The sequence below is a fragment of the Micromonospora sp. RTBAU3-60 genome (assembly GCF_054963695.1).
In genome coordinates this window covers 23,448-35,386 of sequence record NZ_JBUEGB010000070.1, presented here as the reverse complement: position 1 = coordinate 35,386, position 11,939 = coordinate 23,448, and the positions used below count along the sequence as shown (strand labels likewise).

At 73.8% G+C, this 11,939-nt stretch carries 9 protein-coding genes; 3 read left to right on the top strand and 6 right to left on the bottom strand.

All coding sequences use genetic code 11. From position 1 onward, the window contains the following. Window positions 1-38 precede the first annotated feature (38 nt). Complete coding sequence (locus tag ACY34I_RS34170) at window positions 39-1,388, bottom strand: DNA polymerase III subunit delta' (RefSeq protein ID WP_462759289.1); 1,350 nt, start codon at window positions 1,386-1,388, stop codon at window positions 39-41. Then, window positions 1,388-3,451, bottom strand: coding sequence for a dTMP kinase (gene tmk / locus ACY34I_RS34165; protein ID WP_462759293.1), 2,064 nt, complete (start codon window positions 3,449-3,451; stop codon window positions 1,388-1,390). The genes ACY34I_RS34170 and tmk overlap by 1 nt, the downstream gene beginning before the upstream one ends. Window positions 3,452-3,759: 308 nt before the next feature. On the opposite strand from tmk, the gene ACY34I_RS34160 reads away from it, so the two are divergent. Continuing rightward, the gene (locus tag ACY34I_RS34160; protein WP_462759288.1) at window positions 3,760-4,968 is read left to right on the top strand and encodes an amino acid deaminase/aldolase; all 1,209 of its coding nucleotides are present in this window, start codon (window positions 3,760-3,762) and stop codon (window positions 4,966-4,968) included. Window positions 4,969-5,148: 180 nt separating this feature from the next. Here ACY34I_RS34160 and ACY34I_RS34155 read toward each other — a convergent pair whose 3' ends face one another. Further along, on the bottom strand, window positions 5,149-5,724 hold the full coding sequence (locus ACY34I_RS34155; RefSeq protein WP_462759292.1) for a TetR family transcriptional regulator: 576 nt from the start codon (window positions 5,722-5,724) through the stop codon (window positions 5,149-5,151). A gap of 225 nt (window positions 5,725-5,949) precedes the next feature. Here ACY34I_RS34155 and ACY34I_RS34150 point away from each other — a divergent pair, with 225 nt between their 5' ends. Continuing rightward, window positions 5,950-7,257, top strand: coding sequence for a D-arabinono-1,4-lactone oxidase (locus ACY34I_RS34150; protein ID WP_462759287.1), 1,308 nt, complete (start codon window positions 5,950-5,952; stop codon window positions 7,255-7,257). Between the two features lie 30 nt (window positions 7,258-7,287). Beyond that, window positions 7,288-7,551 (top strand): phosphatase PAP2 family protein, encoded by a 264-nt coding sequence (locus ACY34I_RS34145; protein WP_462759291.1) that lies wholly within the window; start codon window positions 7,288-7,290, stop codon window positions 7,549-7,551. A gap of 46 nt (window positions 7,552-7,597) precedes the next feature. Here ACY34I_RS34145 and topA read toward each other — a convergent pair whose 3' ends face one another. The 3 genes from topA to ACY34I_RS34130 form a co-directional block, all read right to left on the bottom strand. After that, window positions 7,598-10,429, bottom strand: coding sequence for a type I DNA topoisomerase (topA, locus tag ACY34I_RS34140; protein WP_462759286.1), 2,832 nt, complete (start codon window positions 10,427-10,429; stop codon window positions 7,598-7,600). 327 nt (window positions 10,430-10,756) lie between these two features. Next, the gene (locus tag ACY34I_RS34135; protein WP_462759285.1) at window positions 10,757-11,368 is read right to left on the bottom strand and encodes a hypothetical protein; all 612 of its coding nucleotides are present in this window, start codon (window positions 11,366-11,368) and stop codon (window positions 10,757-10,759) included. Beyond that, window positions 11,359-11,898: a hypothetical protein gene (locus tag ACY34I_RS34130; RefSeq protein WP_462759284.1), complete on the bottom strand. Its 540-nt coding sequence runs from the start codon at window positions 11,896-11,898 to the stop codon at window positions 11,359-11,361. Before ACY34I_RS34130 ends, ACY34I_RS34135 begins: the two co-directional genes overlap by 10 nt. Window positions 11,899-11,939 lie beyond the last annotated feature (41 nt).

Below are 11,939 nucleotides of genomic sequence, written 5' to 3'. Positions count from 1 at the left end.
TCGATGCCCTGTGGACAACGCCGGGATCCGCCTGGCCCTCAGCCCTTCCAGAGCGCGAGCATCATCGCCTCCACCGCGATCCGCGGCTTGACGTTCGCCTCGATGGCCGCCCGGCACTCCAGCACGGCCTCCAGCCGGCGCAGCGCCCCCTCGGCGTCCCATTTCTGCGCGCCGGCCTCGGCCAGCGCGGCGGTGTCGGTGTGCACCGGGGCGACCGGCGCCCGCAGCGCCGCGGTGAGCGCGTCCCGGTAGAAGCCGGCCAGGTCCACCAGGGCCCGGTCGAGCGCGTCGCGCTGGGCTCGGGTGGCCCGCGACTTCTGTCGCTTCTCCAGGTCCTTGAGCTGGCCGGCGGCGCCCCGCATGGCCCCCGCCGCGCCCCGGCCGGTGCCGCCCGCGCCGAGCGCGGTCTGCAACGCGGCCCGTTCCGCCTCGTCGATCTCGGCGACCGCCGCCGCGGCCTCCGCCTCGGCCGCCTCGATCAGCGCGGACGCGGCGTCGAATGCCGCGCCCACCCCGGTCAGCCGGCGCGGCACGGCCAGCACCGCGTCCCGGCGCTGCCGGGCCTCCGGGTCGCGGGCCAGCCGCCGGGCCCGGCCCACGTGCCCCTGCGCGGCCGCCGCGGCCCATTCGGCCACGTCGGGCGCGATGCCGTCCCGGCGGACGAGTACCTCGGCCACCGCGCCGGCCGGCGGCTGGCGCAGCGGTACGACCCGGCAGCGCGACCGGATGGTCACCGAGATGTCGTCCGGGTGGGTGGACGGGGCGCAGAGCAGGAACACGGTACGCGGCGGCGGCTCCTCGATCGCCTTGAGCAGCGCGTTGCCGGCCGCCTCGGTGAGCCGGTCGGCGTCCTCGATGATGACGATCTGCCACCGCCCGCCGGACGGGGTGCTGGCCGCCCGGAGCACCAGGGCGCGCATCTCGCCGACGCCGATGGACAGGCCCTCGGGCACCACCAGCCGGACGTCCGCGTGGGTGCCGGTCAGGGTGGTGTGGCAGCCGGGGCACGCACCGCAGCCGGTGCCGTGCACGCACTGCAACGCGGCGGCGAAGGCCCGCGCGGCCACCGACCGCCCCGAGCCGGGCGGGCCGGTGAAGATCCAGGCGTGGGTCATCCCCGCCCCGGGATCGCCGCCGGCCGCCGTCGCGGCCGCCGCACCCGCTCCGCCCGCCGGGTCGGCGGCCGGCCCGCCCGGGGTCGGCTCGGCGTCGAACTCCTCGGCGAGCGCGTCGAGTTCGTCGTGGTCACGCGGCCCGGTCGCCACCTCGGCGGGGCGGGCCGCGGTCCTGGCGGCGGCGCGCAGCAGGGCGGCGGCCGAGGCGGCGGCGCGGCGCAGCGTCGCCACGGCCTCGTCCTGCCCGACCAGGTCGGCGAAGACGTCCGCCATCAGGTGGGGCGCTCCGTGGTCACCAGCTCAGCGTCGGATAACTCGGGCTGGACCGTGGTGTCCGGGCCCTGGGCCGGGCGGGGGTGCACGATGCCGGCCGGGTTGCCCAGCACCTCCTCCACCCGCCGGGCGACCGCCGCGGCGATCTCCTCGACCGGTCGGGAGGCGTCGAGCACGAGGTAGCGCTTGGGGTCGGCGGCGGCCAGGTCGAGGAAGGCGTACCGGACCCGCTCGTGGAACGCGATCGACTCGGCCTCCAGCCGGTCGGCGCCCTGGCTGCGGGAACCAACCCGGGACAGGCCGGTGTGCGGGTCGACGTCGAGCAGCACCACCAGGTCGGGCTTGAGCCCGCCGGTGGCCCACGAGGAGAGCCAGGAGACCTCCTGCGCCGGCAGCGTACGGCCGGCACCCTGGTAGGCCAGGGACGAGTCGACGTACCGGTCGCTGATCACCACCGCGCCCCGGGCCAGCGCCGGCCGGACCACGGTGGCGACGTGGTGCGCCCGGTCGGCGGCGTAGAGCAGCGCCTCGGCGCGCGGCGACGGGGCCTCGGCGCCGGCGGTCTCCAGCACCAGCGAGCGGATCCGCTCGCCGACGGCCGTCGCCCCTGGCTCCCGGGTGACCACGACGTCCCGCCCCTGGCCGCGCAGCCGTTCGGCGAGCGCGGCGAGCTGGGTGGATTTGCCGGCGCCCTCGCCCCCCTCGAAGACCACGAACAGGCCGCTGGAGACGAAGGGCTCGGCGGGCATCAGCGGGCGGCCCCGGATCGAGCCCCACAGATCGGCCAGGACCGGTACGCCCTTCTTGTCGTCCATCTGGCCGAACGCGCTGATCCCGGCGAAGATGCCGGCGGCGCCCGCGACGAGCAGCAGCAGGCGGGTCGAGGAGACCGAGATGCCCAGGTCGGCGATGGCCAGCCGGCGCGAGCCGCCGACGCCGACCAGGAGGCTGCTCAGCGCGATGGCCAGGATCAGCACCAGCCGGGTGCCGATCTGCACCACCGCGAAGACCCGGCCGCGTACCTCGTCGGCGACCTCGCCGCCGAGCAGGGTGGTGCCGGCCAGGAAGGCCATGCCGGCGCCCGCTCCGACCAGGATCGCGCCGAGCATCGCCATTGAGAGGTGGATGGCGAACGCGAGCACCAGCACGGACGCGCTGGCCAGCACGATGCTCATGCCGAACCAGCGGCGCCGGGACATGTCCCGGACGATCATCGGTCCGGCCCCGATGCCGATCGCCAGGCCGATGAAGATCGCGCCGAAGAGCAGGAAGAACGCGGCGTCACCGGCGCCCAGCGAGGCGGCGAAGAACTTGGCGGTGCCGACCACGATGCCGCCGCCGGCGAACGCGCCGAAGATGCCGAGCACCAGGCCGCGGACCAGCGGGGTCTGGCCGATGAACCGCCAGCCCTCGGCGAACTGGCGCAGCATGCTCTGCTCGGTGGGCTCGCGCTCGCCGGTGCGGGTCCGGCTGATCTCCCTGATCCCGAAGACGACGACCAGCGCGGTGGCGAGCCGGGACAGCGAGTTGACCCAGAGCGCGAGCTGGGCCGGTTCGGCCCAGTTCGGCAGGTCGCCCCCGACCAGCCCGCGCACGCTGCGGTCGAGCACCGCGGCGACGACGGCGGCGGCGATCGGGGTGATGCCGTACGTGGTGATCAGGGTGAGCTGGTTGGCGGTCTCCAGCCGGGCGCGCGGGATCAGGTTGGGGACCGCGGCCTCCTTGGCCGGGATCCACATCAGGGTGATCGTCTCGATCAGGAAGGTGGCGATCGCCGCCCAGGTGACCACGAGGGCGCCGCTGGCGCCGGTCAGCGCGTAGAGCGGGATCGAGGCGAAGAGCACGAAGCGCAGGAGGTCACAGATGACCATGGTCCAGCGCCGGTCGAACCGGTCGGCGAAGACGCCGGCCACCGGGCCGAGCAGCAGGGCGGGCAGCAGCCGGATCGCGATCAGCGTGCCGAACGCCGCACCCTTGGCGGTGTCGCCGGAGACCTGGGCGGCGGCGAAGACCGAGGTGGCGAGCAGGCCGAGCCAGTCGCCGAAGGAGGCGACGCCGAGCACGATCCAGAGCCGGCGGAACGGCCGGATGCGCAGCACCGAGCGGATGGCGGCCGCCGCGGACAGGTCGGCCTGCGCGGCGGGCGACGACACGCCGGGCGACTCGCCGTTCTTCTGGCTTTCGATGGCCGTACCTCCACGTGCCGGCCCAGAGTTGGGCATCCCCGGTGCAACACTCTAGTCGCGGCGACGAAGCGCCCCCTCCGCGACATTCGCCTGCTCGCCGAGCCTAGGCCGCGGGCGCCATCGCCCGCAGCCCGGACATACGCGAGGGTATTTCGCATTGACGCCCAGACAGTTAGCGTGCAGCCGTGGCCACCGACAGTGACAGACTTCGCGATCGCCTCGACCGGGCGACCGCCCACCTCGACCCGCCGTACGCGGTGGTCGACCTCGCCGCCTTCGACGTCAACGCGGACGCGCTCGCCCGCCGGGCCGTCGGCAAACCGGTCCGGGTGGCCAGCAAGTCGGTCCGCACCCGGGCCCTGCTCAGCCGGGTGCTGGAGCGCCCCGGCTGGCGCGGCGTGATGTCGTTCACCCTGCCCGAGGCGATCTGGCTGGCCCGCGCCGGGGTCAGCGACGACGTGCTGGTGGCGTACCCGACCGCCGACCGCGGCGCGCTCGCCGAACTGGCCGCCGACCCGGTGCTCGCCGACGCGGTGACGCTGATGGTCGACGACAGCGGCCAACTCGACTTGGTCGACGAGGTGTGCCCGCCCGGCCGCCGGCCGCCGCTGCGGGTCTGCCTCGACCTGGACGCCTCCTGGCGACCGCTCGGCGGGCGGGTGCACGTCGGCGTCCGGCGCTCCCCGGTGCACAGCGCCCGGGCGGCCGGCGCGTTCGCCGCCGCCGTCGCCGGGCGGCCGGGCTTCCGGCTGGTCGGCCTGATGTCGTACGAGGCGCAGATCGCCGGACTCGGCGACGCCCCGCCCGGGCAGGCGGTGCTGGGTACCGCGATCCGGGTCGCCCAGCGTGGGTCGTACCGGGAACTACTGGCCCGCCGGGCGGCGGCGGTCGCCGCGGTACGCGAGCACGCCGACCTCGAGTTCGTCAACGGCGGCGGCACCGGTAGCGTGGCCGCCACCAGCGCGGATCCCGCGGTCACCGAGGTCACCGCGGGATCGGGCCTGTACGGGCCGACGCTGTTCGACGCGTACCGTGCCTGGCGCCCCACCCCCGCGGCGTTCTTCGCCTGCGCGGTGGTCCGCCGGCCGGCGCCCGGGCTGGCCACCGTGCTCGGCGGCGGCTGGATCGCCTCGGGCCCGGCCGCCGACAGCCGGCTCCCCCGGCCCTGGTTGCCGGCCGGGCTGCGGCTGCTCGGCGCCGAGGGCGCGGGTGAGGTGCAGACCCCGGTGGCGGGCGCGGCCGCGACGGCCCTGCGGGTCGGCGACCGGGTCTGGTTCCGTCACGCCAAGGCCGGCGAGCTGTGCGAGCACGTCAACGAACTGCACTTGGTCGACGGCGACTCCGTGGTCGCCACCGTGCCCACCTACCGGGGTGAGGGCCGGGCGTTCCTGTAGGCCCGGCCGGGTGACGGCGGGCCCCGGCGCACCTCGGGCGCCCGCCGTGCGTCTTGCCGCCCGGTCGCACCCCGGACGTCTTCCCGTCGTGCCGCCCGGTCGCACCCCGAGCGTCTTTCCATCCCGGTCGCACCCCGGGCGTTTCCCGTTGTGCCGCCGGCCAGGGCCGGCGGCGTCCGCTCAGCTCTGCTGGGCGGCCTCGGTCCGGGCGTTGACCTGCCGGTGCAGGTACTCGCGGATCAGCGCCTTCGCCTCCGACATCACCCGCTCGTCGCCCTCCGGCCGGCGCCGGAACGCCAGCTTGATCAGGGCGTCGGCGGCCTCGACCGCGATCTCCAGATGGAACCGGAGGTCGGGCACGGCGGCCAGGCCGAACCGCTCGGTGAGCACGCGGGCGAGCTGATCGGCGATCACCCCGTTGTTGTCCCGCTGCTCGTCGAGCAGGTGCAGGTCGACCACGTCGCCGAAGTGCAGGGTACGGAACCCCGGGACCGTGCGGTGCATCGAGATGTACTCGTCGATCGCCGCGTCGACGCCGTCCCACCAGTGGGTCAGGTCGTCGGAGGCGAACCGCTCGTCGAGCCGCTGGAGATAGGACTCCATCGTGCGCAGGGTCAACGCCTGCACGATCGCCCGCTTGTCCGGGAAGAACTGGTAGACCGACCCGATCGCCACCTCGGCGCGCTCGGCGAGCAGAGTCGTGGTCAACCCCTCGTACCCCACCTCGTCGACGAGCTCGGCACAGGCATCCAGCATCCGCTGGACCCGCGCGACACTTCGACCCTGCACCGGTACCCGACGCAGCGGCCCGGTCGTGGCGGCTGGTGTGGACACTCGGCGCCACCCCCCTTCGACGGATGAACATATCTGCACGTCACTGGACCGTGACTACCGGTACAACGAGCGTGCCCCGATTGCGGTATTTACCAGGCACAACGTTCCTGATATGAATTCAGTTCATTTTCATGTCGAGGAGCGTCCATGGCCGGTACGCCAGCCGCCTGGTCCAACTGGGCCGGCAACCAGCGCAGCACCGCCACTCTCGTGGCGCGTCCCCGGACCGTCGACGAGGTCGCCGCGGCGATCCGCGCCGCCGCCGACACCGACCGGACGATCCGGGCGGTGGGCAGCGGTCACTCGTTCACCGGGACGGCCCTCACCGACGGGCACCGGCTCGACCTGACCGAACTGGACACCGGCGTCAGCGTCGACACCACCCGCCGACTGGTCACCGTACCGGCCGGGATGACTCTGCACACGCTCAACGGCGTGCTCGCCACGCACGGGTTGGCACTGCCCAACCTCGGCGACATCGACGCGCAGACCGTGGCCGGGGCGCTCTCCACCGGCACCCACGGCACCGGCGGGAAGCTCGGCTGCCTGTCCACCTTCGTCACCGGGCTGACCCTGGTCACCGGCACCGGCGAGGTGCTGCGCTGCTCCGCCGACGAGCACCCCGACGTCTTCGCCGCCGCCCGGGTCGGGCTCGGCGCGGTCGGGGTGCTGGTCGAGGTCACTCTGCGCTGCGTCGACGCCTTCGTGCTCCGCGCACACGAGCGACCGGCGGCGCTGTCCGCGGTGCTGGCCGACTTGCCCGGGCTCGTCGAGCAGCACGACCACATCGAGTTCTACTGGTTCCCGTACACCACGCGGGTGCAGGTCAAGACCAACGACCGGGTGCCCGCCGACGACCGGCCGCTGCCCCGCTGGCGCGGCTGGCTGGACGACGAGTTCCTGGCCAACACCGTCTTCGCGGGGGCCTGCCGGCTGGGCCGCGCCGTGCCGGCGCTCGCCCCCGGGATCAGCGCCGTCTCCGCCCGGGCGCTCACCGAACGCACCTACACCGGCCGCTCCGACCGGGTCTTCTGCACGCCACGCCGGGTCCGCTTCGTGGAGATGGAGTACGGCCTGCCCCGGGCCGTCCTACCGGCCGCGCTGGACTCGCTGCGGCGCATCGTCGACAACCTGCCGTTCAAGGTGCTCTTTCCGGTCGAGGTGCGGTTCACCGCCGCCGACGACATCTGGCTCTCCCACGGATACGGGCGGGACTCCGCGTACGTCGCCATCCACCAGTACGTGGGCATGCCCTTCGAGCCGTACTTCCGCGCGTTCGAGGAGGTGGCCACCGATCTGGGCGGGCGGCCGCACTGGGGCAAGCTGCACTACCGGGACGCCGGCTCACTCGCCCCGGCGTACCCGAAGTTCGGCGACTTCCTGGCGGTGCGGGACCGCCTCGACCCGGACCGCCGCTTCGCCAACCCCTACCTCAACCAGGTCCTCGGCGGCTGATCGCCGCCGGGTCGGCCGTCAGGTCCGACCCTGACGAAAGTCAGTCATCGGACCCGCAGGCCGGCGGCGTGGTTGCTGGCGGTGCCCGTGGCGGTCGGGGTCGCCGGGCTGCGGTTGGCGGGCGGGGTGCACTACCCGCACGACGTGATCGCGGGGCTCACGCTCGGCGCCACCGTGGTCGCCGCCTGCGTGGTGGCGCTCGCCCCGGCCGCGGAGCGGCTGGCGGCGCCGGGCTGCGTCGCGCGGCCGGCCGCGCGGCTGCCCACCCCCGACCGGTCGCTGCCCAGGCGCTGACCGACTGCGGTCCCGGTCGGAAGCCCCGGCCGGGACCGCAGGATCGTCACTCGGTCTCAGTGCTCGCGGTGGCCTTCTTGGGGGCCGCCTTCTTCGCCGGGGCCTTCTTGGCCGTGGTGGCCTTGGCGGTCGTCGTCTTCTTGGCCGTGGTGGACTTGGCGGCGGCGGTCTTCTTCGCCGCCGTCTTCTTGGCCGGGGCCGCCTTCTTCGCCGCCGCCTTCTTCTTCGGCGCCGGACCCTTCGCCCGCTTCTCGGCGAGCATCTCGGAGGCCTCCTCCAGGGTCAGCGCCTCCGGGGTCTGCCCGCGCCGCAGCGACGCGTTGGTCTCCCCATCGGTGACGTACGGCCCGAACCGCCCGTCCTTGATCACCAGCGGCTTCTCGGTGAGCGGGTCGGCGCCCATCTCCCGCAGCGGCGGCGCGGCGGCCCGGCGCTGGCGGGTCTTCGGGGCGGCCAGCAGCGCCAGCGCCTCGTCCAGCGTGACGGTGAACATCTTCTCTTCCGAGTCCAGCGAGCGGAACTCGTCACCGCGCTTGACGTACGGGCCGTAGCGGCCGTTGTTGGCGAACACCTCGACCCCGTCCGGGGCGACCCCGACGAGCCGGGGCAGGCTGAGCAGCTTCAGCGCCTCGTCGAAGGTGAGTGTCTCCGGCGACTGCGACCGCAGCAGCGAGGACTTCCGCTCGCCGCTGGCCACGTACGGGCCGAACCGGCCGGACTTCAGCACGATCGGCTCGCCGGTGGCCGGGTCGTCGCCGAGCTTGCGCTCGCCCCCGCCGCCGAGGAACAGCTCGTGCACCTTCTCCGGGGTCAACTCGTCCGGCGCCAGCCCCTCGGGGATCGGTGCCCGGTCGCCGTGGGCAGCGGCCTCCTCGCCCTCACCGGTCGGTGCGGGCTGCTCGCCCGGCAGGGCCCGCTGGAGGTACGGGCCGTACCGGCCGACCCGGACGACGACCTCGCGCCCCTCCTCGTCGGTGAAGAGCGGGATGGAGTTGACGCTGCGCGCGTCGATCTCGCTGAGGTTCTCCGTCACCAGCTTCTTGAGGCCACCGGCGTGGGCGATGTCCCGGTCGCCGGCGCCGTTGGCGCTGCCGAAGTAGAACGCGGTGAGGAAGTCGACCGCGGCGTGGTCACCGCCGGCGATCTCGTCCAGCTCGTTCTCCATGCTGGCGGTGAAGTCGTAGTCGATCAGGCGCGGGTAGTGCCGCTCCATCAGCCCGATCACCGCGAACGCCAGGAACGACGGGATCATCGCCTGGCCGCGCTTGGAGACGTACCCCCGGTCCTGGATGGTCTGCATGATCGACGCGTACGTCGACGGGCGGCCGATGCCCAGCTCCTCCAGCGCCTTGACCAGCGACGCCTCCGTGTAGCGGGCGGGCGGCTGGGTGTGGTGGCCCTGCGCGGCCAGCTCCTCGGCGGTCAGCGGCTGGTCCTTGACCAGGGTGGGCAGCCGCCGCTCGGCGTCCTCGGCCTCGGCGTTCTCGTCGTCGCTCGACTCGACGTACGCGCGCAGGAAGCCGGGGTCGGTGATCGTCTTGCCGGTCGCGCCGAAGTCGGCTTCCTCCTGCGCCGCGGAGACGGCGCGGATACGCACCGAGACGCTGGAGCCGACCGCGTCGGTCATCTGCGAGGCGATGGTGCGCCGCCAGATCAGCTCGTAGAGCTTGAACTCCTCGGCGGACAGCTCCTTGGCCACCTCGCCCGGGGTGCGGAAGTTGTCCCCGGCCGGGCGGATCGCCTCGTGCGCCTCCTGCGCGTTCTTCACCTTGCCGGTGTAGCGGCGCGGCTCCGGCGGCACGCTGCGCTCGCCGTACAGCTCGACGATCTGCCGGCGGGCCGCCGCGATGGCGGTCTCCGACAGGTTCACCGAGTCGGTACGCATGTAGGTGATGTAGCCGTTCTCGTACAGCCGCTGCGCCGTGCGCATCGTCTGCTGCGACGAGAACCGCAGCTTGCGGGCCGCCTCCTGCTGAAGGGTGGAGGTGATGAACGGCGCGTACGGGCGGCGGCGGTAGGGCTTCTCCTCGACCCGGGTGACGGTGAACGGCCGCCCCTCCAGCCGGGCCGCCAGCCCGCGGGCCCCGCCCTCGTCCAGGTGGACCACGCCGGCGCCCGGCTTCACCCGACCCGTGGTCGGCTCGAAGTCCTTGCCGGTGGCGATCCGGTCGCCGTTCAGCGCGATCAGGGTGGCGTTGAACGCCCGCGGCCCCTCGCCGGGCTTGGCCACCGCGAGGGTGGCCAGGATGTCCCAGTATTCGGCGGTGCGGAAGGCCATCCGCTGCCGCTCCCGCTCGACCACGATCCGGGTCGCCACGGACTGCACCCGGCCCGCCGAGAGCTTCGGCATGACCTTCTTCCACAGCACCGGGGAGACCTCGTAGCCGTACAGCCGGTCGAGGATGCGCCGGGCCTCCTGCGCGTCGACCAGGTCGCGGTCGATCTCGCGGGGGTTGGCCACCGCGGCCTGGATGGCCGGCTTGGTGATCTCGTGGAAGACCATCCGCTTGACCGGGACCTTGGGCTTGAGCGTCTCCACCAGGTGCCAGGCGATCGCCTCGCCCTCGCGGTCCTCGTCCGTCGCCAGGAAGATCTCGTCGACCTCCTTGGCCAGCTTGGTCAGCTTGCTGATCTGCTGCTTACGGTCCGGCGAGACCACGTAGAGCGCGTGGAACCCGTTGTCGACGTCCACGCCGAGCCGCGCCCACGGCTCGCCCTTGTACTTGGCCGGCACGTCGGCGGCGTTGCGGGGCAGGTCCCGCACGTGGCCGAAGCTGGCCTCCACGACGTACCCCGGGCCGAGGTAGCCCGAGATCGTCTTGGCCTTCGCCGGTGACTCGACGATGACCAGACGGGTGGTTCCAGCGTTGCTCGGCACGTCTCTCTCCGACCTCACTCCTGCTCTATGCCCGTTTCGGGCCGTGTTGCACCACGCGGACCACCGGCGGTCCGGATGTCCAACGTAACGCGCCGTCCGCGTTCCGGGTTTCGTGGGCGGCAAACCCTCAGTTCGAGCGACCCACCGCCCGGTTCGCGCGGCGGCACCCGCCGAACGGCGCCACCGTACACCGTGCGTAGGGCGTCGAGCAGGACACTGTGACGATCACGCACCGACGGCGGAGGAGGCACCCTCCGTTTTTCCTGGACGAACGACCGCGCGGAGGTGTCCGGGATCGGACAGGCGGCGGGGTTGCGCGCCGCTGGTTCAGCCTCCGGCGCCCGGCCATCCGCCCGCCGGCGCCGCCGGTGGCCGGTCACCCACCAGCTCGGCCAGCCGGGCCATCCGCCGCCGGCCGGTGATCCGGTACGCGGGTCCGCCGTCGGCCGGCTCCACGAACGCCGCCGGCAGCCCCACCGCGGCCAGCGCGGCGCGTACCCGCGGCCAGCACTCCTCGTCGGCCGGGCCCAGGCCGAGCTGGCAGCCGGCCGGGTCCACCGCCCCGGCGGCGGCGAGCCAGAGCCGCAGCCGGCGACCGTTGAGGTGGAAGCCGGCCGGGGCCTGCTTGGCCGTGCCGGGCAGCCACGCCGTGGCGAGCGGGGCCAGAGTGGTCGCGTACGCGGTGCGTACCCGGTGCCGCCCGTCCTCGATCGGTTCCCAGCTCGCCGGCACCCCCCGGGCGGCCAGCTCGGCCACCAGCACGTGCACCCGCCAGGCGGCGTCCACCACCACGGCGACCCGGGCGGTGCCGCCCATCCGCACCACTTCCCCGGGCCCGGCGAGCAGACCGGCGAGGTCCGCCAGCGACGGGTCCGCCGCCTCGGTGGAGAACAGCGAGGGCTGGCGGACCGGGTCGGAGGAAGGGTGCGTCAGCGACACTCCGGGACCTCGTCGAAGGCCTCTTTGAGCTCTGGCGAGTTGAGCTTGCTGGTGTCCAGCGCGCTCGCGTCGTACTCCTTGTTGAGCGTGTCCACCGCGGCCCGCACCCCGTCGTAGAAGGGCCCGGCCTGTGCGGTGTCCAGGCCGTCGATGGTGTCCCGGGCCCGCCCGTACGCGTCCCGCACCTTGCTCAGCGAGGCGCGGAACCCGGCGGAGACCTCCGCCCCGTGGTCGGTCTCCGGCACACCGGCCTGCTCGACCTTGCGTCGGGCGGTCTCGCTGGCCTGCTCGGCCCCGGCGAAGAGGCGGACCAGGTTCTCCTTGGCCTGCGCCGGGGTGGTCTGCGCGGTCATCTGCTGCTGGGTGCTGCTGGTCAGCTTGTTGATCTCGGCCCGCCACGGGGTGAGCGCCTGGCAGACCGTGGCCGCCCAGGCCCGGGGGCTGGGGCCGCCACAACCCACGACGACGAGGCTGAGCGCGGCCAGGACCACCGTGAGCTTTCCGGCGGTTACCGCCCCGCGGGTACGCATGCGAAGCAGCGTACGGCCTCCCGGTGGAAGTGCCACCGGTC